21 protein-coding genes, 3 tRNA genes and 3 pseudogenes are annotated in these 24,980 nt (G+C 42.2%); all 27 read right to left on the bottom strand.

Translation table 11 applies throughout. The annotated features are described in order from the left end of the window. Positions 1-104 precede the first annotated feature (104 nt). Entirely contained in the window at positions 105-548 is a 444-nt protein-coding gene (locus G7Y90_RS05595; protein WP_250163624.1) for a pilin, read from the bottom strand. 325 nt (positions 549-873) lie between these two features. After that, complete coding sequence (locus G7Y90_RS05590) at positions 874-1,320, bottom strand: type IV pilin protein (RefSeq protein ID WP_250163623.1); 447 nt, start codon at positions 1,318-1,320, stop codon at positions 874-876. Then, positions 1,320-1,874, bottom strand: coding sequence for a type IV pilin protein (locus G7Y90_RS05585; protein ID WP_284143836.1), 555 nt, complete (start codon positions 1,872-1,874; stop codon positions 1,320-1,322). The genes G7Y90_RS05590 and G7Y90_RS05585 overlap by 1 nt, the downstream gene beginning before the upstream one ends. Continuing rightward, on the bottom strand, positions 1,874-3,109 hold the full coding sequence (locus G7Y90_RS05575; protein ID WP_250163622.1) for a pilus assembly protein: 1,236 nt from the start codon (positions 3,107-3,109) through the stop codon (positions 1,874-1,876). Before G7Y90_RS05575 ends, G7Y90_RS05585 begins: the two co-directional genes overlap by 1 nt. Beyond that, positions 3,063-4,745, bottom strand: a complete 1,683-nt coding sequence (locus tag G7Y90_RS05570; protein ID WP_250163621.1) for a pilus assembly protein — start codon at positions 4,743-4,745, stop codon at positions 3,063-3,065. The genes G7Y90_RS05575 and G7Y90_RS05570 overlap by 47 nt, the downstream gene beginning before the upstream one ends. Before the next feature lie 554 nt (positions 4,746-5,299). Beyond that, positions 5,300-6,352, bottom strand: coding sequence for a hypothetical protein (locus tag G7Y90_RS05565; RefSeq protein ID WP_250163620.1), 1,053 nt, complete (start codon positions 6,350-6,352; stop codon positions 5,300-5,302). Positions 6,353-6,440: 88 nt separating this feature from the next. Further along, positions 6,441-7,656 (bottom strand): annotated as a pseudogene (locus G7Y90_RS05560) (IS256 family transposase). 126 nt (positions 7,657-7,782) lie between these two features. After that, complete coding sequence (locus G7Y90_RS05555; RefSeq protein ID WP_250163619.1) at positions 7,783-7,920, bottom strand: hypothetical protein; 138 nt, start codon at positions 7,918-7,920, stop codon at positions 7,783-7,785. Then, positions 7,907-8,599 (bottom strand): PilX N-terminal domain-containing pilus assembly protein, encoded by a 693-nt coding sequence (locus G7Y90_RS05550; RefSeq protein WP_250163618.1) that lies wholly within the window; start codon positions 8,597-8,599, stop codon positions 7,907-7,909. Before G7Y90_RS05550 ends, G7Y90_RS05555 begins: the two co-directional genes overlap by 14 nt. 54 nt (positions 8,600-8,653) lie before the next feature. After that, positions 8,654-9,619, bottom strand: coding sequence for a prepilin-type N-terminal cleavage/methylation domain-containing protein (locus tag G7Y90_RS05545; protein WP_250163617.1), 966 nt, complete (start codon positions 9,617-9,619; stop codon positions 8,654-8,656). Between the two features lie 11 nt (positions 9,620-9,630). Continuing rightward, positions 9,631-10,131 (bottom strand): type IV pilus modification protein PilV, encoded by a 501-nt coding sequence (gene pilV, locus G7Y90_RS05540; RefSeq protein WP_087814583.1) that lies wholly within the window; start codon positions 10,129-10,131, stop codon positions 9,631-9,633. Beyond that, positions 10,131-10,622: a GspH/FimT family pseudopilin gene (locus G7Y90_RS05535; protein WP_250163616.1), complete on the bottom strand. Its 492-nt coding sequence runs from the start codon at positions 10,620-10,622 to the stop codon at positions 10,131-10,133. Before G7Y90_RS05535 ends, pilV begins: the two co-directional genes overlap by 1 nt. A 364-nt stretch (positions 10,623-10,986) precedes the next feature. Then, positions 10,987-11,769, bottom strand: coding sequence for a ComF family protein (locus tag G7Y90_RS05530; RefSeq protein ID WP_250163615.1), 783 nt, complete (start codon positions 11,767-11,769; stop codon positions 10,987-10,989). A gap of 95 nt (positions 11,770-11,864) precedes the next feature. Further along, positions 11,865-13,211 (bottom strand): phospholipase A, encoded by a 1,347-nt coding sequence (locus G7Y90_RS05525; protein WP_250163614.1) that lies wholly within the window; start codon positions 13,209-13,211, stop codon positions 11,865-11,867. A gap of 460 nt (positions 13,212-13,671) precedes the next feature. Continuing rightward, complete coding sequence (locus tag G7Y90_RS05520) at positions 13,672-15,096, bottom strand: protein-disulfide reductase DsbD family protein (protein ID WP_250163613.1); 1,425 nt, start codon at positions 15,094-15,096, stop codon at positions 13,672-13,674. 80 nt (positions 15,097-15,176) lie between these two features. Further along, positions 15,177-15,803, bottom strand: a complete 627-nt coding sequence (locus G7Y90_RS05515) for a protein-disulfide reductase DsbD N-terminal domain-containing protein (protein WP_250163612.1) — start codon at positions 15,801-15,803, stop codon at positions 15,177-15,179. Positions 15,804-15,870: 67 nt separating this feature from the next. Next, on the bottom strand, positions 15,871-16,356 hold the full coding sequence (locus G7Y90_RS05510) for a protein-disulfide reductase DsbD domain-containing protein (protein ID WP_250163611.1): 486 nt from the start codon (positions 16,354-16,356) through the stop codon (positions 15,871-15,873). Between the two features lie 338 nt (positions 16,357-16,694). Continuing rightward, positions 16,695-17,112: pseudogene (gene gspG, locus G7Y90_RS05505) on the bottom strand (type II secretion system major pseudopilin GspG). A gap of 797 nt (positions 17,113-17,909) precedes the next feature. Further along, positions 17,910-19,111: pseudogene (gene gspF, locus G7Y90_RS05500) on the bottom strand (type II secretion system inner membrane protein GspF). 81 nt (positions 19,112-19,192) lie between these two features. Continuing rightward, positions 19,193-20,260, bottom strand: a complete 1,068-nt coding sequence (locus G7Y90_RS05495; RefSeq protein WP_250163610.1) for a hypothetical protein — start codon at positions 20,258-20,260, stop codon at positions 19,193-19,195. Positions 20,261-20,550: 290 nt separating this feature from the next. Further along, positions 20,551-21,486: an AraC family transcriptional regulator gene (locus G7Y90_RS05490; protein WP_045452534.1), complete on the bottom strand. Its 936-nt coding sequence runs from the start codon at positions 21,484-21,486 to the stop codon at positions 20,551-20,553. Between the two features lie 532 nt (positions 21,487-22,018). Continuing rightward, positions 22,019-22,094, bottom strand: a tRNA-His gene (locus tag G7Y90_RS05485). 39 nt (positions 22,095-22,133) lie between these two features. After that, positions 22,134-22,210: transfer RNA gene (locus tag G7Y90_RS05480), tRNA-Arg, on the bottom strand. 96 nt (positions 22,211-22,306) lie between these two features. Continuing rightward, positions 22,307-22,383: transfer RNA gene (locus G7Y90_RS05475), tRNA-Pro, on the bottom strand. A 243-nt stretch (positions 22,384-22,626) separates the two neighbouring features. After that, positions 22,627-24,222: an McrC family protein gene (locus G7Y90_RS05470; RefSeq protein ID WP_250163609.1), complete on the bottom strand. Its 1,596-nt coding sequence runs from the start codon at positions 24,220-24,222 to the stop codon at positions 22,627-22,629. 12 nt (positions 24,223-24,234) lie between these two features. Further along, on the bottom strand, positions 24,235-24,480 hold the full coding sequence (locus tag G7Y90_RS05465; protein WP_250163608.1) for a hypothetical protein: 246 nt from the start codon (positions 24,478-24,480) through the stop codon (positions 24,235-24,237). Between the two features lie 82 nt (positions 24,481-24,562). Next, on the bottom strand, positions 24,563-24,802 hold the full coding sequence (locus G7Y90_RS05460) for a hypothetical protein (RefSeq protein ID WP_250163607.1): 240 nt from the start codon (positions 24,800-24,802) through the stop codon (positions 24,563-24,565). Positions 24,803-24,980: the final 178 nt, after the last annotated feature.

The raw sequence follows: 24,980 nt of genomic DNA, 5'->3' as shown, positions 1-24,980 counted from the left end.
TTGTAATAAAAAATAGGCCTACTATCTATGTCAGATAATAAGCCTATTTAGAAACTCTATAATATCAGTTTAATAAAAGAATCTACTAAACTGTTATATTGCTTTTAACATACACCTTGTTCAACACATGATCCACTTTGTGCCCAAGTAAGTGTTCCATTTGCTGGAGTACCAGTCAATATGTAAGTTGCTGGAGTTGTTGCATTTTTGCTTACAGCTTCCTCACCAGTACCAGTAATTACAATTGTAGTTGGAGTAGCAGTGGGAGCGCCTGCGAAAGCTACGCTTTTTACATATGTTCCTGCAGCTGCACCAGTTAAATCCACACCAGCTTCAGCATCAGTATCACACTTTGTTAAATCTGCACCTTTTGTTTGATAACAGACATCAATAGCACTTTTAACTGACGATGTCGCTAAAACTACTTCAGCAAAACGAGCTTTTTTAGTATAAGTTTGATATGCAGGAATAGCGATCGCAGCTAGGATACCGATAATAGCGATAACGATCATTAGTTCGATTAAGGTAAAACCTTTTTGAGCGTTCATAAGAACTCCTTTTGGGTATATAAAGATAAAAGGCTGTTGTTGATACTGTTGCATTTTATCTTTAGGGATATGATATGTTTGTTTCTCTTATTATAAATGTTGCATATAACGTGCCAATATCACTTGTAGTGTGTCTTTACCTTCATTAGCCTATTAGATGCCTTCTAAAGGCGTTGTTTACGGCTAATGGCTGTCTTCTTTCTCACAACTTACACTAAATGTTACGCTTAGCCTACTGAAAATTGTCAATTCACACACTCTGTAACAGTAATACGTAACCAGTAATGACAATTTTTGTCAGCGACATTTAACTTATAGGTTCTCTTTACTCGTTCCAGCTATTATCTGAGCCACAAACGGCTGCTCGACATTTGATATTCTGATAGTTAAGACTGAGTGCACCATCGCCAGCCATTTGGGTGCCAGTTTTCGGGGTGGCAGTCATTGTCCATTCAGAAGTCAGAGGATCAGGTGTAAAAGCAAGCGTATAGAGAGCGATACCTTGTTTAGGATAGTCGCCGCCAAGACCAGTAATTAAAGCATTGCTATAATTACCCTGCGCTAGCTTACGACTTTCTATTTCTGAAGCGATATTGTGCATCTCGCTCATCATATCAGCACGTTTAGACTTAATAATGTAGCTCTGATAACTTGGATACGCGATAGATGCAAGCAAGGCGATAATAGCAACGACAATCATCATCTCAATGAGCGTAAAGCCTCGTTGCGACATTACTAAATTATCCAACTTCTGATTTATTATTGCCATCATTACCAGTTCTCCTGACCTGTACCACAAGAGGTCGCTGTAACCGCAAGTGTAGTGGTATTTTTACAGCGCAAACCTGAGCTGGTCATCAGCATGTTGTTCGCACTCTTGAAAGTACCCGTACTATTAGGGACAGCAAGCATCTTCCACGTCCGACCCGTGCTGTTATCGAGTCCTGCACTGATGAGTGACTTGGTCGGTGTCGCACCATCAACAAGGGTAATTTGATAACGATAGTTGGTGGCATCACTGCCTTGTGGTACATAGATAGTCGTATTGTTAGCATCATAACCATAGCTTACGTTATTACTACTATCAACAACTTGCGGTTGGAAGCCTTTATAAGTCAACGCGGATGAGCGCCAACGCTCGAGCTGTAGCTCTAGTTGTAGCATCTTTGCCTGTACATCATTTTCAGCATTTCTAATGACATACTGTCGATAGCTCGGTATCGCCACTGCCGCAAGAATCGCGATAATCATAACGACAACCATCAGTTCAATGAGCGTAAAACCGCTGCTCTTGCCACTAAGTCTCTTATCAGTATGATTAAGCATTAGTTACTCTCATACCATTGCGTTGGTTTTAGCACATAACGCTCTTTGAATAATATGCTTGCCATAGAACCATCGCCTTTGTCTTTTGTGATACCAGCATACGGGTCATTACCATCTACATAGCCGCCTACTGGTGGCTCTTTGGGACCCTTACCTTTTTTACTATCATCACCATAATCAATAAGATCATTAGCACGATCTGTCAAGCTTTGCGTACCTATGAGCACGGTCGTGTCTAAGTTATTAGCATTCACCGCACCAAGTGTCAGCTCTTGAATACCTTTACCTGCTGGTGTAAAGCCGCCTGTACCGGTTTTAGAGCTGTTATCCATACAGACGCCATAAGGCAGGCAATACATTTGTTGCTCTGAGCCACCAAGCGTTTGTGCCTCACAAATACTATTGTTGCCATAAGACATGTTAGGGTCATATACGGACATAAATAAATAATTGTTCATGACACGATAGTCGCCCATGGCTTTTACATGTGAGACGTTTTCAAATCCTGCAAAACGCGTTAGCGGATAATACCAACCTCTTTTGTCTTCTGAGCTATCTATCACTGAAAGCTCTTCGACCATTGCTGCTTTTGCCGTTTTGGTGTTTTCAGACAGGTGACTACCGCCTAACTCTATCAAATCATCTTTTTCGTTTAATTCTTTGATAGTGAGTGTTGAGGTAGCACTACTTTCTAAAAGATCATTACGAGTTACATCAGTATCAATAATCCCATATAAACGATTGGCTTTGCTTTTATCACTACTAGTTACATCGCGGCGCTTAGCTAATGGTGAACTGCGATCGCCAGAAGCAATATTGACAAGGGCAAATATCTTGCTTTGCTTATCTCTATAAAAGCTCACTACTGGACGAGCATAGAAGCGATATGGTAATGCAGTGACATTTTCGGAAGCATTAAGCACTCGAACCACGCGTACTTCTTTAAACGCTTTTTTCTTTTCGTTAACGAAGTCAGCACGGAAGACGTTGCCACCTAAATCGGCAAAGTATAAATGGTCAAATAAACCATCATTATTGCGATCTAGTGGCGTAACGCCAGCGACGATACTGTGATTGTACGGATTGTCCCACGACCACAGCTTCTCGCCTGTTTTTGCATCGGTCACATAGATAGAACTGCCTTTGGCTGCCGTCGTTGGTACGAATTGTGGATCTTCGTACTGCATGTCATAACCCCCCACCAAATACAATAACGTCTTTGTATTTAGTGTCACTAGCGCCTTCATTTACTCGAGCCGTGGTGACTGTATTCCAGATCTGCCCAACATTATTATAATCATTGTTATTAACAGTGACCTGAGTACCAGTGTCATTTCTATGCAGTTTTGCTGTTGTACTAGTAATATCTGGCGTAATACTAAATAGTATTTTTGGCGTATTTTTGTCAGCTAAGTCTAGAGCATATAATCCTTCTCCGCCCATTCGGAAACCACCATAAGCCGCCATTGACAAGAAATTGCTCGTATTGGTGACGTCATTTACATTACTGCTATCAGGTTTATATAAGGAAACTTTGCGAGTTTTTTGATCGCCTGATGTTGTACTGCTATAACGATATTTGGCACTGACTAACCATGGAGCATCAATCCCAAAGCTTAAATCGCCCATCGCTTCTTTTACTAAAGCTTCTGGTTGTTTACGGAACATCTCATGTAATACCAGTGCCCATTCTTCTTCGCCTGTATTGGCATCTACTAAATGCAAGGCACCATCCATCGAGCCAAATAATAAATAATCTTCTCGGTTATTTGCAGTGATGTTACCTGACTCATTCACTTCGGCACTATAAGAGACCAATGCAGGCTTTGAGTGCACCACACCGCCAACTTGACGAACTGGTTGAGTTGGGAAGTATATTGCTTCCTTCATATTCATTTTATCAATATATAACGGCTTAGTAGGGTCGTCTTTATCTCTATAGTCAGTTAAGTAATCAACGTTGTAGCCTAAGAAGTTAAGCATGATACGCTTGGATTGTAGAAGCGTTTTGCCTCCAGAACTATACACGCCGTCATTTATCTGAGGAAAACCGGTCGGCACTCCATTGTCACCAACGCCAATTTTTACCACACCCTCAGGAATTTTTGTATTATCAATTCCTTTATAGTTTTCGAAAAATACATTGCGTGTGCTAGCAGGGGAACTAAAGTCTGGAGCTACTAAGCGAGCATAAAAACCCCCACTATTTACAGCAGAATTACCTGCTGCACTTATAGGTGACTGGGCCCATAGATCAGCTGCGGCATCATTTAGCGTCCCACCTGCATCACTATACAGTCGTCTGTTGCCCTGACCATACAATGTACCGTTTTTAGTTTCATACTTTTTAAGGTTGCCTGGCCATACTTTAAACGTATCTCCTACTTTAGGCTCTAACATAGGCAGATAGGCATAGGGCAACGTCGTACTGGTTTGATAAGGGTCATCTGGGACAGTAATCGTACCAGCTGGTGTGGTATTAATAGTTTGATTTAAATCCGTGATAAATTTCTGCACACTATTAGCAATATCAAGTGAGGTTTCTGCGTAAAAGAAGCCGCCATTGCCATAGTCAGGGCCGCCCCATTTACAAGCATTTTTTGCATCTATATTAGTTGTTGCGTCACAATTATAAGTACCGTCGGATTTTTTAGGGATACCAGCAAATGATGAACCAAATCCTGCTACTGCTGTCCTAATACTTGCTCCAGATGGATTCTTGGTTTTGTCATACAGTTTTTTGGCATATTCACCGATATATTCCCAGCCACCTGTTTCACCAGCAAATAGATTAGATTGCAATTTTGGTGACACTAATCCAGACGGCACACCATTAATTTTATACAAATCGGTTGATAATGATTTGTTCATAATCCTACTTGCCATACCAGGCTTGGTCGAGTTTGGCGCGCCATCGGTTAAGAAGTAGATGCCATTACTGTCACAGGACTCTGTACTACTGCCTTTAATATAAGCAGTACCATTAGCATTTTTAGTGTCTGCTGCTGAATATCTCAGACCACCTACTAGGTTTTCTGTACCAGGGCTTAGGGAAAATGGACTGGTTCGATAAGATACTAGACCTCTTATACTTTCGCCATAACCCCATACAGTACCGACGATAGGTTCGATATCAAGTGGTTCTTGATCTACTTTTAACCACCCGCCATAGCGCCAACCAACAGGTAGAGCTTCATAAGTATCCCAGAGATTGTTTATAGAGATATCTTTACCAGTTAAACTTTTTATCTTCGTTTTAAAATCAGCTTGGCTAGCGATTTTTACCCATGCTCCTGCAACATCGGGATTCGGATAGTAAATCCCATTAGTAACAGTATTTTTTGCGATATTATTACCATCGCGTCCTGGCCAGTTATTTACACACTGCTCAACGACTGCTCCAATCGCTGACGTTTTATCTTGACCTAGCTCAACGCAGACAAAGTAGATCTGCTTGTCATCACCACCTTTTGCTTAACCATATAACCGTCATAAATAACACCTACAGTTTTGACAGTATTACTATCCACCCCAGTACCCGTACCCATCATATAAGCGCCGGCTTCTGCATAAGCGTGGGCAGTAGGTGTACCACTTGAAGATTTGGTAACGTTTGGATAGCTATTACTAGAGAGTTTAAGGTTAGAGTTTGGCGTACCGTCCTCATTCGTGGTGGTGTCAAGTGATTTAAAACCTGCCAATGCCTTAATAATTTTTTTGCGTTGTTCAATATTCAGAGGTGCCGAAGGTACTAGTATACGTCCAGAGTGACCATCAACTAATACGTTGGTTGCTGTACCAATGGTTATATTTTTTTTCTTACCTCCTTCCTCATACTCAGCTTTGGACGAAAAGTGTCCAAGACCCATATAGACTTTATTACTAATTTGATCGCTTACTAACAATGGTATTAATGCGTCTTTTAATCGCGATAGCCGATCTAGTTCTGTAACCGTTTTGGCACTCGCTCCCTGTCCAAATGTCTTTGTACAGCCACGCACATAATAATCAATCGTTTCAGAACCGATAGTAACCGTTTTCTTTTTAGACGTTAGACCTTTAGTTGATGCATCTTTTAGGTTATAAGCCCACTCAAAAATACTATTAGTATTTCTATCCCTATCATATTCACCTACTACAACACGATCGCATAATGGTACATCTACATCACCAGGGCTTCCATATTTATTGTTTTTAGGAAGAACCAACGAGCTGATCCCCATCGAGCCTGAAGTATCGATCATCATCATCAAGTTAGTACGCGCAGCAGAAGCTGGCTGATAAATACTTAGGTCGCCGATACTGCTTACTTTGCCATCTTGATTGACAGCGGCTTGAGACATGCTCATACACATCATGCCGAGTACAGCAGCACTTAAGCTAGAGACGCGCCACCAAGAGTTAATATGTTTTTGAGCAGCGGATTCGATAGCCGTCACTTTGGGCGCGCGATAACGATTGAGGTGTTTGAGTTTCATAATGTTATCTCCTGAGCACGGCTACGATAGACGTGACGATATAAATATAGCTTTTAAGAGACCATCCCAGATTCTGTGTAACTGCCATTTAGATTAAATGCTTACTGATACGGTCATCAAACATAATCATAAAACGATTCAGAGCAGACGTCCAGTTACGGATTGGCATCGACCACTTTTTAGACGCCTGCTGGGTGGCTAAGTACACCACTTTGAATGCAGCTTGATCAGAGGGGAATACTTTACGCTTATTCACCGCCGTTCGAATCACACTATTTAATGACTCAATAGCGTTGGTGGTATATATGACTTTTCTGATATCTTTAGGGTAGCCAAAGAACACCGTTAAGCCCTCCCAGTTGTTGCGCCAAGATTTAACCACATGCGGGTACTCTGTGCCCCAAGTCTCATCAAAGTGCTTGAGATTGGCCTCTGCTATCTCAAGCGTATCAGCGCCGTAGATAGCCTTTAGATCAGCCGCTACTGCCTTTTTATCCCTCCACGGTACAAACTTCATTGAATAGCGCACCATGTGTACGATACACAGCTGAACCTGAGCTTTAGGATAGACCGTATTGATGGCATCAGGGAAACCCTTTAAACCATCGACACAGGCAATGAGGATGTCTTGTACCCCGCGGTTTTGTAGTTCAGTGAGAACGCCAAGCCAGAACTTAGCGCCCTCATTCTCTGAGAGCCACATACCAAGCAGCTCTTTTTTACCGTTAAGGTTAACGCCTAGGGCTAAGTAAATGGCTTTGTTGATGATCTGCTTGTCTTGACGTACTTTGACGACGATGCAGTCCAAATAGACGATAGGATAAACACTGCTTAACGGCCGGTTCTGCCAAGCGGTGATGTCCTCTAATATGTTGTCAGTGACTCTTGAGACAAGAGAGCTTGAGATGTCGACATCATAGAGCTCTTTAATGCTCTCTACAATCTCGGTGGTGGTTTGACCCTTGGCGTAAAGGAAGATGATCTTGTCATCAAGGCCACTAATACGGGTTTGATGCTTGCGCACGAGTGTAGGTTCAAAAACGCCATGACGGTCTCTTGGGGTAGAGATTTCAAGATCGCCTGTATCACTGCGGACGGTCTTTTTAGTAGTGTCCGTTGCGCTTGTTTGGTTTATCTGCTTTCTCATGCTTGGGGTAGCCGAGATGCTCTTCCATCTCAGCTTCTAAGGCAGTATCAATAAAGGATTGCATGAGCTGCTTTTGAAAATCTTTGATGTCATCGAAGCTGTTCATGCTACCAGCCATTTGCTCAGCCAGTTTCTTGATGTCAGTTTGGTTAGTCATTGCTTATTCTCCTGTTAGTGGATTATAAGCAGTTACACAGTTTTTAGGAAAGGCTCGCTTTTAAATCAGTTATAGATCTATAGCAGCGATTCAACTATATAACCGCTACTTTCTTATATGTCCCTATCAAATATCTCTACATAAAGGGTTAGTGCTGTCTGTTTTACCCCCACTACCAAAGTAGTCACATAGCTCACTACTTTGAATATTGGCCAAATCAACTTGCTCTACCAACATCTTGTTAGGAATATTATTGTCTTTCATACATTTCATCACACCATCTGTTTGGTCTGAAGCATTTTTTGCAAAACATTCTTTGACTTTCATCCTTCGCCTTTCCATACGCAGGTAGCACTGAAGTCGAATAAATATCGAACGTAAACATTTTTGCGGTTTTCTCATCAGAATCTGTACCGAGATTCATATGCTCAAAATTACCACTATTTGCAGTAGCACTAACGTTCTTTATCATAACTTGCGTCATTGTCGTATTACGATTACTGGTATAGTCAGTAGCTTTGGTAGGGTCACAATAACCTGTTGTATTGTCGACCAACTTACCCGTATTACGACGTATAACGGCATCATCAATATTGAAAAAAGAAGAACGTGGACGGTAACAAAAATCGATAATATCATCGTTGTTATCTTCTAAGATATAGTAGCCAAATATCCCTGTAATACCCATAATTTGCTTATATTGCTCACTGGCTGGAGAACCATTAACCGATATTTCAATCTTATTATTGACACTGTCCGCAGACTGCAAAAGCAAAGTGTTTATCTGATCGCTGGTTGCAAGTTTTAAATCGGTATTACTGTTGCGTACCGCTATGACTCCAACGAGCATAATCAGTATTAAAAACAGTAAAACCACAATCAATACTGCCCCGCGCTGGCTGGAATCTAATGAAGGATAAGTATTAGAATGACTGATATTCATGGCAAATTTTCACCTTTATTCATACGTACAGGACAGAGAGATTATCAACCTTACTTAACTAACACTGTTAATCACATTCACAATTCTAGCATTACGTAACAGGGTATTGGTTTCATAAACACGGCGTAAATATTTTGGTGCATTGGTTTCTGATTTTAGTGTCTGTGTCGTGCCAAGTATACTGAAGGCACTTGCACTATCATCAGGACTATTAGAGGTACTGCGGGTTAATAATGCGACTTTGATATTGGTAATATAGGGCTTTTCTGTCGTAAGATTCATGTAATCTTTTACACTCATTTCAGTATAGCTATAACTTACTACACCACTATTAACTACTGAATGTTTGACACCTAAACGAATATTAAATTGATCGACATTTTTTATAATAGTTTGCCCTACTTCCATAAAGTTAGTAAGCACTCCATTACTTGCTATACGCCCAGCATCACAGTTGAGATTGAGATTTTTTCTATCTTTGTTGGTTTTTACACTGTCTTCGGTTAAAAAATAACGGGTAATGACACGTTCGTTTAACTCAATTTTCTCACCTTCACAGTCATACAATATTTGACCCGTTGTGTTGGTATACTGGAATGTAAGCTGATCACTTTTCTCACCAGTGTTAGATAAAGAACCATCCCATTTATGAATCCCACCTGCAGAATCCATGTCATGACTGCGCGTCAAGTAACCTTCTTCTAATTGAGTACTTGTTACAACATTTACTGCATCAGCATTGGTTGCGCTTGCCGTCAGCACAACTCCGCCCATCACAGTTTTATCATTAAGAGGCACGCCATCATTGCCAAGATTGGCAAGCCTTAATTGTTGTTCAATAGATTGAATGCCAAATACTGCTGAATCCTGAATCTCAGAACCAGCACTCTGTACACGATCCACACGTTGGCTGGTAATAAATACTTGAATGATAGCAGCCGATATCAATAACCCTAAAACCAGCGATATCATTAGTTCAATAAGTGTAAAGCCTCGCTGATATTTGATATCTTGTATCATTATGTGTTTCATTAATACGTCTCCACAATGATACAGTTACTGCCGCTTTTATAGATACCAGATGCATCAGCACAAGCATTTGCATTAGTAGCATCCATCGCAGCGGTAGTGTCGCCCCAAGCTGCTATGATACATTTCACTTCAGAGAAATTAGCTGTTCCAGGACAAGTTACCATTTTCACATTAATACCATAGCTGTATAGCTTATCGTATGCGTCTTTAGACTCATTAATGGCTATTTGCTCAGCGGAACAATCTGTACAGCTTTCACGAGTTTTAGAAGCATCATTAATGGTAACTTGATAGGTAGCAATTTGTTGTGAGTTGGCACGCATATTTTCTGCTAGCCCCCGAATGATGCTTAAAGCTTGAGTACGTATTAAGCTCTCATCAGTTGCACTTATAGCACGCATCTGCAATGCACTAAATCCTAATACGGCAACAGATAGCAATAAGACAGCGACTAATACTTCTATTAGTCCGACACCTTTTTGTTGGCTAAACTGACTCATTAACATGATCCTCCAAGCTTGCTACTCACAATGCCTAGCTTAGTGATATTGACTTGTTTAGAATTAGCAGCTGCATTATCATCGCAGATAGTATATATCCACCTGCCTGAATCAACTGTTTTATTCGGTTTGAACTGAACCTGATTATTATTAGGTTTTATCTTACTTTTAACATCATACTTATAAGTTGAAATAACATTTGAATTATTATCTGTTATTGTAATATCACCCATATTATTTCCATTATTCTTATAAGAAAGTGTCACTTCTTGGCGACGAATAATGCTCTCATTACGAGACTCTTTTAATGCATTTTCCAACATTGAGGCGGTTGATTTGACACGCTGATTAGCCAACTGATTACTGATGCTGGGCGCTGCTATACCGACAATAATGGCAAGCACAGCAATCGTTACCATTAGTTCAATCAGGGTAAATCCTGAGTTGGTTGTTCGTAGCGTAAGTGGTAGATTATTTGTAGATGCGTTCACATCAAATCCCTATTTATAACGGCAATTTTATAATAACTATTGTTTGTCTAATACCAATACTGAACCAAAAACATCAACAATGAATTCATATTGTCATATCATTTTTGCCCGTCTTTTTATTGTTATTCAATCAAAATTATGCAATTTATGTTCCATAATATTTAACAAAAGTTTGCATAGAAATAACAATAGCCATAGCAGTTATGCAAGCTATTTAGAAAATATCTTTATAAGCAATGCTATTGAGTGATAAGCACAGTATTTTGGAATATTAATAACAATAAACATATATTATTTTAATAATATATCGTTAAGGCAACATATTAGCAACATATTAGTAGTTAGCAATAGAGAGGAACAGATTTTAAGACTGATTTCCATGCGCTAAAGCATAGGCAGAAAGATGGTATTTATAATTGGTTTGAATATCTGACATGGTGACTGTTTCAGCCGAGGTAAGCAGTGTACGTCCCAATGCTTGTAAACTAGCACCCGTGGTCGCAACATCATCAAACAATAATAAGCGTTTCACAGGAGGCTTTTCGATTAAAACAAAAGCATTGTCTAGATTACTCAGGCGCTCAGCACGTGTAAGCCCTTGCTGACTGACAGTGTCGTCAATACGCTTTACACCATGCCATAAAGGTATCTGCCAATGCTTAGACAATTGCGCGGATAAAATACTAACAGGATCGAAGCCACGCTTGACCAGTCGTTGCTCGGTTGTTGGCATGGCGACAATCACGCTATTATCATGATGACAACCATGAGGACGTGGTAGCTGACGTATAGCATGTAACAATAACGGCAATTTGGTCATGTCTTCATGATGCTTAAAAGCTCTGATCGCTTGACGCAGCGGATACTCATAATAAGTCGCCGTTTGGATAGATAAAACCGTACCAGCAGCAATATCAACATTGAAGGGTTTCGGCAACCACGCGATACTGTCATGACAATGCGAGCAAAGTAGTCCGCTGTTAAAACGGTGGTTGAATTGCTGGCGCAAATTAGCAAAAAACGAAGGATCGTTTGGCAAGGGGTTTAGAGAGTGCGGTATAGAATCAGCCGTTGGCAAGCTACTAATATTTGATAAAAGGTAATTTTGAGATAGCTGAGATTGGGTGTGCTGCGATAAACACGGCACAACTGGCAGCGTATATCGAGATACTCTGCCAGCCATAGTCCAGTTTGATAAGGCGCTAAAAGTCGCATGGACGATTATCAAAATGTGCGCTGATATTAGAAACCTTTCCAATCATTCAGTACGATACCAAAACCAATAGAGGTATTTTCGTGGTTATAATCGATGATGGATTCGCCATAGCCTTGGAAAACCTGAACGAAGCCATTAACATTCTCTGATAATGGATAAATATAATCGACTTGCGCCGCCCCTTTATTGGTGCTTGGATTGTAGCGCAATGTACCGCTCAGGCTCTGTTGATCAGGCAAATCATATAAGAATTTGATATCACCATAACCCATGTAGTCCTCGATATCTGGATTGTCTTCACTGCTGCTGCTTTCACTATTCACTCGAGCCCACAGGCGCGGTACGATTGATAGCTTACCCCACTCTGCCCCTGCCATGAGATAAGCACGGTTCCATGAGCGTGATAACGGATCGTCTTGTCCATTAGAATGATGAATGGCACCAGCACCAAGCATACGAAGACGACCACCAAAAGGTAAATCTGCTGTCACTGGCTGAGTCAAAAATATTTCAGGCTGATAGTCGGTGGCACGGAATGGTCGCGAGTTGTCTTCGTTATAAACTTGCCAATGTGACTCTTGGGTATAACCAAACCATAAATCGGCACTGGTATCAAACAAATCTTCCATCACTTTGGTCTTTAATGACAGCTGGAACTTTAGCTCTGTATTACGGGTGTCATTAGAGGTGAATGTTTCACCGGGCTCATCTGGATTACTAGGAGTTGGGCTAAGATTAGGGTCAAAGGTATAAAATACTGGCAATACATAGGTTGGTCGGTATGGTCTGACGGTCCAAGTCCCACGCTCACTGTTTTTATCTAGATCATAGGATAAACTAAGCGGTGTATATTTTTCGATATCTTTTTGAGTGACCCCAACATTTTCTAAAACTTGTGCTTCTCTTTGTGTCAGCCCAACGGTGTCTAAACCTTCATTAATAGCAGGCGCGCGCGCAACTGAGTCAGTAGCGGCATTATTAGCACCAGCAATGGTAGATTTCTCTTCTACAAAGACAACTTGCGGATTACCTGAAAGCGTACTTTGAAAGGTTTTTGCCAAATCTACTGGCTGCTTAGTTGTGGTGTAACTCGGTGTTTTACCTTCTTCGGCCACTTTGTCAAAGCAAGCCAAACGTGCAGCACTGGTCTGTACTTGGGTACATTCAAAAAACAATTTTGCTTGCTGGGCGATAAATTCTTTACTGACTACTTGGCGATCTTGCGCAGCTGTATTGGCATCCTGTGACACCTGATAATCTTCAAACTCAAACGCTGCCTCCGGTACTGGTAACTCATTATCGCTCTGAGTTTTATCGGCAGCTTGGACTTGCACGGTCAAGCAGGTTAGCGCTAGACCAACAGCAATATTCAAATAATGCTTTCTTGTCTGAAATAAAGTGTTTTGCGCGCTGTAATAAGAGGCATAGAGCGGCGCTGTGCGGTGATATGGGAAAACATAAGTGTCCTTTATCTAACTGACATTATCGCCAGCAGAGTATATAAGATAATGAGTATGACCATCAGCGTCATCGCTAAAATAAACCCAATGACATTCAGATATAGAAGTGAGCAGTTACAACGAGTAATGCGCCTTCAGCATTGTTGCTTTATTGTAATGAAAATGCGTGTACTATACTAGCGTTATCGCTGCTCTATACCAATGTAAATATCAATAATCAACGCTAAACCAAATGCTTAGCGTCAGGATGACAGGTAACCATTGATAAAAATAAAAGAGCCAACGTACTGTATGAATAGTACATTGGCTCTTTTGTATTGTTAAGCCTTTAGAAAAGACTTATTCGTTTTATTAAGTATCAGTTATTAAGATATCAGTTATTAAGCATCGTCAATGCTTGTTCAAACTCTGGACGATCAATCTCGCCTACTTGTTGATTGGTCAACTGACCGTCTTGATAATACAGCAATGCTGGCGGACCAAACAATTTATAGCGCGCTAAGATTGCTTTAGAATCGTCCGTAGTTTCTGTTATATCCAGTCTCACCAACTGCCAATCCTGCATCTGCGCTGGACGATTATGAAATAAGTTTTTATCCATAATACGGCACTCGATACACCATTCAGCAGTGACATCGACAAGCACTTTAGGGTTGGCGGCGATAATGGCATCTAACTCAGTCAGCGTTGTGACGGTTTTATCTGTTGTATTACTCATGGCTGGCTGACCAGTCGTCTGCATCATCGGAGCAGCACTCAAAGATGCCAGCGGATGCAAGCTATCATCGTTACCCAACGCCGCGCCGATGACTAAACATGTTGCCCAAATACCAGCGATTAATCCCAATGCTTGGGTCAGCATACGACCTTTACCCAACCAGCTCCACGCCCACATCGCTACAACCATAAACCATAACGCCCATACCATCAGCATCACGGGTGAGATAAAGACGCGCTCAATTAATAATAAAGCAACGGCAAAGAGCAATAAGGCAAAACCTTGCTTGACCCAATTCATCCACGCGCCCGCTTTCGGCATAATTTTACCTTGGGTGGCACCAATTAAGATAAGTGGTGCGGATAAACCAAAACCCAGCATAAATAAAGCTGCAAAACCCAGTAGTGGACTACCAATCGTCGATACGGCAAGCAGTGCCCCAAACAATGGCGCAGAAACGCAAGGCGATACGACGAGCGCAGATAAGAAACCCGCGATTAAACTACCGCCCGTACTACCCAGCTTACTATCCCCTGCTTGACTCAAGCCTTGCATTTTATTACTCATAAATCTCGGTAAGCGGATACTAAACACACCCAGCATATATAGTGCAAGTAGGACAAAAACAATCGCAAAACCAATCAGGATAATGGGGTTTTGTAGCCAGCCGATAATGCCTAATGATTCACCAAACACGGCGATAACTGCGCCCAAAATACCATAAGCTGTTGCCACGCCAATAGCATAGCTGGTGGTGAGAATAACACCGCGTTTCACCGTTGGATTCTCCTCACGGGCAACGATATTGGCAACGATTGGCAACATTGGTAGTACGCATGGTGTCAATGCCAAACCCAGCCCTGCTAAAAACAATAATACCAATGCCAACCAAGGATGAGAAGCCAGACCAAAAGGATCGCTATCAGTGGCATTATTTCCAGCAACAGTATTGTTGGTTGTCGCAGGAATTTCACTTGTCGTAGTGCCATCGACGCCTTGTTCATCTGCGCCAGAAATCGTATTGGTAGCGCCAAGCTCTCCCTCTAAAGCCTCATCATCCAACAAGGCATAATCAATCACCCCATCATCAGTCAGCGCTTGCTCTGCTGCAAGACTATCGGCAACCGTCGCACTTGACTCAGCGGTGTTGTCATTATCTGTCAGTTGTTGTTAGCAGCTTCTTGAGTAGAAGTACTGGCGCTATTTCCTGCAATTTGTGGTGTTGCAGCAGCGATATCAATTGTCGTTTTAATTTTTTCAGGTGGATAGCATAGTCCTGCTTTGGCACAGCCTTGCCAGCCAATCACCACGGCGGCATCGTCGACGCTTTTACCATTACTGCTGCTCAAGGTCGTCGTCGCCACCATATTCGCTTGGTCAAACACCAGTACTTTTCCGAATGTCGGATCATCGATTGAAACTGGCTTTTGACTAAAGGTAAAAGGCGCGGCGGTCACGCCAGCTGGCAACGTCAGTTTGATTTGGTCTTTATAAACATAATGCTCAGGCGTAATGTCAAAATTAATGGCTAAGCGCGTGCCATTATTGGTAGCTTTACTGTTATCACTGACTTGGAAAGCTTTGTCCACTGGTAAAAACTTCGTCTGTGCCGCATTTTTATCACTGCTAAATAAATCACCCAGCCCTGCCGCATGAGTCATCATGGGCATCGCAGCCAGTCCTGTAAACAACGAGCTACTAGAGACCGCAAATGCTAGTAGATAAGATTTTTTGGACGAGCGATGTACCGTTAGCGATGGTGTTTTTTCTATTGTCTTGATGGACATGAAGAGCTACCTATTTATTACCTAATATGCTATTTATTACCAATATTTGAGTCGATCGGCTTGTGGTCTATTTGCGTGTCACGGCGATATCAACCGTGGTTTTGATTTTCTCTGGCGGATAGCACAGCCCAGCTTTTGCACAGCCTTGCCAGCCAATGACAATCGGTGCATTTTTTGCGCCTTTACCATTGTTAGTAGTCAGAGTCGTGGTTGCTACCATGTTTTTTTGGGTAAAAACGGGAACCTTACCAAAGGTTGGGTCGTCAATGGAGACCGGCGACTGACTAAAAGTAAAGGGGGTTGCACTCACGCCCTTAGGAAAACTGAGAGTAAGCTGATCTTTATAGACATAATGACCTGGCGTAATATCAAAATTAATAGATAAGCGCGTGCCCTTAGACGTGGCCTTAGTGCTGCTAATAACTTGAAACGCTTTATCGACAGGCAAAAACTTCGATTGTGCGGCACCATTATTAGCAAATAACTCGCCCAAACCTGCAGCTTGAGCGCTCATAGATGCCATCGACAACCCTATCATCAATGAAGTACTCATAATTGCAGTGCGTGAGGCACTTAGAGACTCGTTTATTTGTAATGACGGCTTGTGAGTTGAGTTTGTTGGTAAACATGAGCAATGACCTCTACTGGCTGATTTTAATGACAAATGAGCGGGGCGATATGACTAGTATCAAACGTATAGCTTTTTGGAAAAATGGATGGTTTGACATTATCTATGGGATGCTATGCCACTTAGTTACTGATATAAAAATATCAACCAATAAGGTCTTATTGGTTGATATTTAAGAGCATTAGAGCGACCGTCACCAATAACATACTATGGAGTAAGGGATCGTTAGCTACCCATATTTTAATTGCTCATCAAGCTAATACTTATAATTGAGCATAAAGATCAGCATCTTGACCTTCGCCGCCTTGCTGGCCATCTGCACCTAGCGAAAATAAATCATAAGGACGACCTTCACTGCCTGGAGCGACATATTGCATCTCGTTTTCCCAGCCATCTGTTGGGTAGCCGCCTTTGATATAACCACCGTCTGGGTAGTTTTTTGGCCTCTTGGAGGTGTGGTAAGTGCTTCTAGACCTTGAGCGGTAGTCGGGTAGCGCGAATTATCAACTTTATACATATCAAGGGCGTTGGATACTGTAGCAAGTGCTGTTTCATGGTCTTAACGCGAGCCTTATCACTTTGCCCCACTACTTTCGGGACAACTAAGCCTGCAAGAATTGCCAAGATCACAATCACGACCATAATCTCGATGAGGGTAAATCCAGACTGGTTATTACGCATAGGCAGTGGCTGACTGGCTCTCGTAGGAGCTGGCTTGCTGGCACTCATATTACTTGCCTGAAACTGGTCGTCACTCATAGCACTTGTTGGCATAGTAGTTACTTGAATTTTGTCAATTATAGTCATCGCTTTTATCATCGCTTTTGGCATCAGGGTGATGTAAATAGGAAAAGTGGCGTTCAAGTAACATTAATGATCGGCGTATTAATGAGCACTGAAACGATTATCACTATAAACCATGATTTTATTTTTATCTAGGGCGTGTCCTCAATTCAATCGTTTACTTTCTAAATGGCCTAAAAACAGCTAAATTTTGCCAAACATCGTCAAATAGCTTGTTAATATCTCGATATTATTTGCGCTACTTTCCTTGTTTGACGGCAATTTATCTCATTTTTATCACAATTTTTAAAATAAGGAAACGCCCTAGCATCGCAAGTAGATTGTTATGAACCTTGACTTTTATAAGCATCAATACTGAACCACAGCATGACGAGTAATATAGTCGTTCCTATATAAATTAGATACTGTGTCAGGCTCGCTCAGTCTACTATGTGTAGTACTTTCACTCACCTTCCTTGTATCTAAATTATCTTGAACCGACTCTATTTATAAGGATAACTTTTGACTGACGCTTACTATAGCTTGATGGCTGGCTTTACCCTAGTAAAAACCTGGCTCAGTCAACAATCTACAACAGTAAGCAAATCTTAAGAAAGCTAGCGTAATATTTAGTAAGATAGCTACAATAGAAATGTGAGCGGGAGGCACACAAGCTCAGAAGATTTGAGTGCTCATTATCCTGCCAGATCATTCATATTGACAATCGGCAGCATCACTGCCATCACGATAATCATGACTACCACGCCCATCAGCACTAGCATCAACGGCTCAAGTAGCGATAATAAGGTACTGATAAAGTTGGTGGCTTCTGCTTCCTGCATATTGGCGGCGCGGCTGAGCATATTCTCAAGCTCACCTGAGTTTTCGCCACTTTTAATCATTTGCACCATCATCGGCGGAAAGTAACTGGACTTTTCTAATTGACTCGATAAGCTTGAGCCTTCCGTCACCCTATCAGCCGCAGTGATGATGGTTTTTTGAATGTGTAAATTGGTCGTCACCGCCGCACCAATATGCAATGCCTCAATCAACGGCACCCCTGAGCGTACCAATATCGCCAATGTACTGGCAAAACGTGCTGCATTCAGCCCTTTTGATAACCGCGCCAATATTGGTAGTCTTAGCACGATGCTGTCTATCGCTAACTTACCCGCTTGCGTCTGCGCAAAACGATAAAACAAAAATGCCGTTCCTGACAATACTATCAGCATCAGCCACCACCACTGCGTAATGAGGTTAGATAGGCTAAGAACAATTTGGGTAATCAGCGGCAATGCCTGTTCAGACTGCTCAAACACTTTGACAATTTTGGGCACCACAAAACTCATCAAACCCATAATAACGCCAATTGCCATCACCATCAGCACAATCGGATAAACCATTGCGCCTTGGATTTTCTTTTGCAATGCAAAGCGGTTTTCGGTGTAATCTGCCAACTGGTTCAAGATTAAATCCAAGTGACCTGACTTTTCCCCTGCCGCAATGGTCGCGATATATAGTGGTGGAAAACTGGCGGCTTGCTGCAATGCTCGCGCCAAGCTCAAACCCTCTAATACATGAGAGCGCACGGCAAGCATGAGAGATTTAATGTGATTTTTTGGTGACTGTTTGGCGACGGCGGCAAGCGTTTCCTCTAACGGAATACCCGCTGCCAATAATACCGATAATTGACGGGTCAGCAATGCCAACTCGTAAGCAGACGGTTTTTTTAGCGGTTTTTATTCTGGTTTTGTCTATCATTGACGGCACTGACTTCAACGGGCGTCCATTGTTTATCACGCAGCTGCTGGCGAACTTGCCGCGCAGAATCGCCTTCGAGCAAGCCTTTTTGCACACTGCCATGGTCATCTAACGCTTTATAATGATAAGCGGGCATAGCAGCGAATATCCTAAAGTGATCAATAATAAAAGGTAATAAACAAGGACTTATAAAGGCGGTCTATCGAGATTAAATGGCTTAAAAAAGCGGCGTAGAATCGCTACTGTCTGGCATCAAACCTTGCAATAACAAAACATCTAAGTGCTGCTGCTGCAGTTTTTTATCGAAGTCGTTGACCTCAGCAATGAGCATTCTCTCGATACGCTTGTCACTGGCAAAGACACTCAATCGTGCACAGATAACTGCCAACTGATAAATACGTTTTTTACAGTAGCCATCCAGCCCTTGTAGTAGTCTAACCATATATGGCGTCTCAAGACTGGCATAATCGTAATCAGCTATAACCTGCGGACCAAGTGCCGTAACACCATAGCTAATAGATAGATGGGCACAAAAATAACAGCTGAATAAGTAGCCAACGACATGTCCAATATAATAGCCGCGATCATAGGTAAAACTACTCACGCCGAAGTGCCCAAGCACATAGCTATTTAGACTGCCTTGATCACGAATAGGCTTACTGTTCTTTAATTTGCCAACGGTGGCAAAGCATAGCGGATTTCGCCCATCCTGAGTAGTCAGTTGCCAACCTGCTGGCTGCTGAGCTGGCATATGACGGACAATATCAGCGATGATGTCATCGACCACATGCAGCTGCTGCCAAAGACGCTCTAATCCATCGGTATCCATCAAGCCGCGTTTATCAAGCTGCTGTGCCAACAAGTATTGCTGATGTTCTGCAAATTGTGATTTGAGCGTTTGTACCAAATAAGTAGGTCGCGTGGCAGCGGATGCCATATATAATAATCGCGTACGCTCATGCTGGGTACGATACAGTGCCACACGCTGCTCGGCAATATTCATCTCGCTAGCAGCAGGCTGTTGCACCCTGCTAGGGGTATTAGACAACTCATCAGCGGCGGCTTTAACGACCTCTTTAACGACTGTCTCTTTAACAACTGCCTCTTCAATATCTGGCAGCGTAAACAGTGCCAATAACATGGCTTTGTCAAGTGTCGCACCCGCCTTGTCTTTTCGACCACGCTTGACGTTGCTTGGATTCATATCGCTTTGTTTTTTAGCGGACACAGCTGAGCCTTGTTGGCTATTGGCTCCTGCGCGTGGCTTTGCGGTCGGTTCAGTCATAACATACCATCAGCAGCAAAATAAATATCATTTAGAACAAACGATCTGACCACCATACAGTGACATATCTTACGCTAAAAACAAGCGTTTGCGCCTAGATGACTCATTATTCCATAGTACCTGAACACAAGCACATTGTCAGCTGTCCATCGTCAAAATACTCCGTGTCGACACCTGTCAACCATAGACGAAATATCTCCATAAAAGTCTCATACTTCACCATGAGAAAACAAAAAAGCGTTAAGGGCCTAATGGCAACCTTAACGCTTTTATGGTGTATTAACGATACGTTATGCGATGTTTTCTTGTTGATATTGTTGGCGATAGGCTTTTGGTGATACCCCATAAACGCGCTTGAATGCTTGACTAAAGGTCGAGTCTGACGCATAGCCAACCAACTCACTGATACGGCCAATACTGTTTTGCTGCAAGCGTAGATAACGGGCCGCCAAGCGCAAGCGATAATCAATGAGATAGGTCAGCGGCGGCATACCAACTGTATCTTTAAAGCGCTGCGCAAAGCTTGAGCGTGACATTCCTGCGACTTCAGCCAGTTTATGAATGGTCCAGTTTTGATTGGGCGCTTGATGCATCGCTGCTAACGCCTTGGTCAAAAACGGGTCTTTCATGGCTTTTAGCCAGTTTTCTGTGGCCTCAGGCAAACTTTCAATATAAACCCGCAAACATTCAATCATCATAATACTTGCCCAATGATTGATGATCGCGGTCTTGCCCATGCGCTCACGCTCGGCTTCTAAGGTCAGCAGCTTAATCTCGACATCAATGACCTCAAATCTACCGTCAGACTCATCGTTGATTTCAGGCAAAATCGCAGGCAGCACAGACAGCAAAGGACGTATCATTTCTTTGTCATACTTGCATTCAATCAATATCAAAGACGAGTTAGGATCACCGTTGCCATCGATATCAAGGGTATTTTCCTTACAATGAGTCAGCAACTCATCTAGCGGTAGCGCATCGTCACCATTATGATCTAAGGCATAGCTCACATGCTTATGGGCACTGGGAATCATAATCATATCGCCTGCGTGCGCCTGTCGCAAACCATTGCCGACATCGATGCAAAAGCTCCCAGACATCACTAAATAAAACAAAATCGTATCTTGTCTAGTGATGGAATAAGACCAATTACCAGTCCCATTCAAACGATAATACTTGGTTTCAAACAAATGTACGTTTTGTAGCAATACGCTCAATGCGTCCATCAATCACTTCCTCAATAATATAAGATCCATAGCAGCGCATCTCAGACAAGCACTCACATCCCTACTATGGTCTTAGGCTTACTTAATCTATTCAATATATTTTTTAACTGACCTTTGGTTTTCTGAACACCTGCATCATCTTCAATGGATCACTTCTTAATGGATGACCTAATATATCAACGGGCTTTAAGACCTTATCATGATGCATCACTAAAAGCGTTGCCTTTGTTATTCTATATTTTGTTATCCTATATAAAGACTGTTAAAGAATAACAAAGCAGGTTTAAGGCACGTACAGGGATAGCGAGCGTCTCGAAAGAGAACCCATAATAAAAATAAATGAGACAAAAGGCCAGTAAATCAATAGACAATCAAATGGTTGATGAGTCTACAAATTTTAATCGCAGGGGGTAAGATAGGTTAAAACCAATCATACAGGCACAAAAAAAAGCCAAAAATGGCAAGTATTATTATTTAGAACAAGGTTTTTATAATGAGATAGAACAAGAAGAGGATAATGCAGAATAAAATATGGGGCGACTGATGGGACTCGAACCCACGACAACCGAGATCACAACCCGGGGCTCTACCAACTGAGCTACAACCGCCATAACTATTGCCTGATGAGGCAAGATTTGCAGGCTAAATGGTGCGCCTGGCAGGATTCGAACCTGCGGCCACCTCCTTAGAAGGGAGATGCTCTATCCAGCTGAGCTACAGGCGCTCTTAGAGGACTTTTATATACTAAAGTAAGTTTTAAATATATCAAAAACTAAACCATTATACATAAAAAAAAGCCTGTAAGGCTCTTAAAAATAGATGGTCGGAGTGATAGGATTCGAACCTACGACCCTCTGGTCCCAAACCAGATGCGCTACCAAACTGCGCCACACTCCGAAATGTCTATTATCACGATAGTTTGTTGATTAACTTGTTGTTGGCAATGCCACTAACTTGTTAACGTTCCTTGCTATCGAGGTGCACATATTAAGGGGAAAAGCCGATGGTGTCAACACCTATTTTTAATTAATTTAAAAAAACTGCTAAATTACTTAAAAAACGCTCATTTATCATAAAAACCACTATGATAAATCCTTTTCTCCACGATGCTAAGTGCTACTTACTCATCGACAGCGCTCATTATACTCTATTCCAATCAGGAAGCAAGCTGCCATTTATCGTACCAGTAAGAACATTGAATGGTACGAGCCACAATGCCGCAGGACTCACTTTTTCATCAGTAGCATTATGGCTATTATCATGGTTGTTAGCGCCATCAGTCTTTTTATAATCATGCACTTGTTGGCTGAGCGCAACTGGTAACCGCTCATTATCTTGTACTGGGTAAATCAGCCACACCTGCCCTGCTTGATAGGCCTGAGCGTAACTCATCAGTTGATAAGCATCACTGGCACTAATGCTGGCTGTCTGCGATAAATGCTTCCATTTAATATCGATGACATGGCTATAGTGACCTTTTTCTCTAGCTTCAATAACCGCAGTGCCATTCTGATTGTGACAATTATCATTAGCATTAGTTTTATATATGAGCAAATCAGGTCGTATAGACAGACATGCGCGCCCTTCTGCATCCGTTAGCCAGATACTTTGCGTTTGATATAACGGCTGATATTGTTGACTCACTTGCTGAAACATCGAGGCAATGCGCAGGCTTGCCCATTGCTCAAAGGCTTGATTCATATCAATCAGCAAGCATAAACGCGGAGAGGACAGATTTTGCCTAGATGGTTTATTTAGCGCAATACCATTACCTGTTGTCACATTGGACTGCCTTAGTAACCAATAAGCCATATCTAACAATTGCTGAGCAGCCTGTAGTTGCGGTGCTCGAAGCGGTTGCACGGCTAACTGACGCTTTGCTTGCTTGTATATCGACTCTAACTGTGTCAGCTCTTGATAACTCAACGCCGCTACTCGCTGCCAAGCCTGCAAAAATTTAGGCGCATCTGCTTTCGATAGCGTTGATTGAAAAAATAAAGGTGTCAGCAAAATCAACGTGCTCTTAATCAGCCGATTACCTAGCATGTCTTGGCTCAGTATACTGCTCTCACAGACAAACTTATGCGGCTGCATGCTGTTGTGGCGAATTTGTTCTTTGATGAGAAGTCGACCTTGTATCGATGCTTGATTATCGACCTGCGTCTGATAGTGTTTGCTTGGTCGATAATGAGCCAGCCGCTGCAAAAACTGCGTGATAAGCCAATCTGACAATGGCATTACAGCTATCGATAGCGGCGACAATTGACTGCTAAATTGACCTAGATTTTTTGTATTGGGTAGCTTGTTTTTGACATGACTGCTATTGGTCAAATCCGATAGCATGCCCTGCACCCATTGGCGAGCTTGCCTGATATCGGGGCGATGACTGGCATGGCGATGACTGGTATTCTGTGAAAGGTATGATTGCTGCGCGACTTGATCGCTAGAAGTTTTTGCCGCAAGTTTAGGTAAAATCTCAAGCGTCATGCCGCTAGGCAGTAAAATAACCCCTATATAATGTCCGACTTTTAACTGCCATTGTCCCTGTCTTCGCTTAATGCTAAATACCGCAAACTCTTGCGCCATCAACCAATGGAAATCAGATACCCGTAAGAAGTCATGCGCTATTAGACGCTGATGCTCAAACACAGTGATGATATTGGTATCACGCGCATTAACGTCGGTACTGTCAATATTATTGGCTATGACTTTATGACTAAAGCTTTTATTTATCAACGCTGAGCACCTTTATGGATATAAACGTTGATAGACAGTAGGTGTGGCAAAATCGCCTACCCCCGCAATGAGGTCGGCATTTATCTTATAGCCAGCAGTGCGCATAGACTGACCGAAAAATGCGTTTTGACCAGTAAACAGCGGATTTTGACTATTAGCATTCACTTGATCATTCACACTGTCATTGATGGATACATGACTATCATGAATAAACTGCGCTCGCAGTGGCTGCTGCTCGTCTCTAAAGATATATTGCAAAGTACCCTCTTGCCCACCCGTCGCTGCATTAACTGCGGAATAATTTGTTCAACCAACGCCGCTTGCAATTGTCCAAGATCCGTCACTGACCATAAAAAAGCATACCCAATTGCGCTTCCATTCCCACTGTTTGCGTGATGCGATCATTCAAACCAGCTAAGAGCTTTGCCAAATCTATCGTTGCTGCTGGACTGTCAGTTTCTGAGTTTCGGTGTACATGAATCATCGGTAATAACTTGGGCTGCGGAGGACAGTCTATAAAACGAAAGCGCCGACGTAATGCCATATCAAGTGGTGCTAACGAGTGATCTTGGATGTTCATCGTGGCATAAAATCGATGTTAGCAGGGATGCTAAAAACCCGTCCAGAATAGGCCAAATGAACGGCCATCGCGTTTGCCATGCCAGCCCGTTTGTCTGGCTCAATTAGACTGAGTAGCTCGCCAAATACTCGTGACACGTTGGCGCGATTGATCTCATCAATTAAGATGGCATAACGCT

The organism is Psychrobacter sp. WY6 (genome assembly GCF_018448495.1).
Taxonomy (GTDB): domain Bacteria; phylum Pseudomonadota; class Gammaproteobacteria; order Pseudomonadales; family Moraxellaceae; genus Psychrobacter.
Note: the sequence above shows the minus strand (reverse complement) of the source record. Positions and strands in the feature narration are given on the sequence as shown.

Excerpts from the sequence above, each read along its gene's own strand:
- G7Y90_RS05595 (WP_250163624.1), bottom strand. The coding sequence starts at position 548 with ATGAACGCTCAAAAAGGTTTTACCTTAATCGAACTAATGATCGTTATC.
- G7Y90_RS05590 (WP_250163623.1), bottom strand. The coding sequence starts at position 1,320 with ATGATGGCAATAATAAATCAGAAGTTGGATAATTTAGTAATGTCGCAA.
- G7Y90_RS05585 (WP_284143836.1), bottom strand. The coding sequence starts at position 1,874 with ATGCTTAATCATACTGATAAGAGACTTAGTGGCAAGAGCAGCGGTTTT.
- G7Y90_RS05570 (WP_250163621.1), bottom strand. The coding sequence starts at position 4,745 with ATGAACAAATCATTATCAACCGATTTGTATAAAATTAATGGTGTGCCG.
- G7Y90_RS05565 (WP_250163620.1), bottom strand. The coding sequence starts at position 6,352 with ATGAAACTCAAACACCTCAATCGTTATCGCGCGCCCAAAGTGACGGCT.
- G7Y90_RS05555 (WP_250163619.1), bottom strand. The coding sequence starts at position 7,920 with ATGAAAGACAATAATATTCCTAACAAGATGTTGGTAGAGCAAGTTGAT.
- G7Y90_RS05550 (WP_250163618.1), bottom strand. The coding sequence starts at position 8,599 with ATGAATATCAGTCATTCTAATACTTATCCTTCATTAGATTCCAGCCAG.
- G7Y90_RS05545 (WP_250163617.1), bottom strand. The coding sequence starts at position 9,619 with ATGATACAAGATATCAAATATCAGCGAGGCTTTACACTTATTGAACTA.
- pilV (WP_087814583.1), bottom strand. The coding sequence starts at position 10,131 with ATGAGTCAGTTTAGCCAACAAAAAGGTGTCGGACTAATAGAAGTATTA.
- G7Y90_RS05515 (WP_250163612.1), bottom strand. The coding sequence starts at position 15,803 with ATGTCCATCAAGACAATAGAAAAAACACCATCGCTAACGGTACATCGC.
- G7Y90_RS05510 (WP_250163611.1), bottom strand. The coding sequence starts at position 16,356 with ATGAGTACTTCATTGATGATAGGGTTGTCGATGGCATCTATGAGCGCT.
- G7Y90_RS05495 (WP_250163610.1), bottom strand. The coding sequence starts at position 20,260 with ATGACTGAACCGACCGCAAAGCCACGCGCAGGAGCCAATAGCCAACAA.
- G7Y90_RS05490 (WP_045452534.1), bottom strand. The coding sequence starts at position 21,486 with ATGGACGCATTGAGCGTATTGCTACAAAACGTACATTTGTTTGAAACC.
- G7Y90_RS05460 (WP_250163607.1), bottom strand. The coding sequence starts at position 24,802 with ATGAACATCCAAGATCACTCGTTAGCACCACTTGATATGGCATTACGT.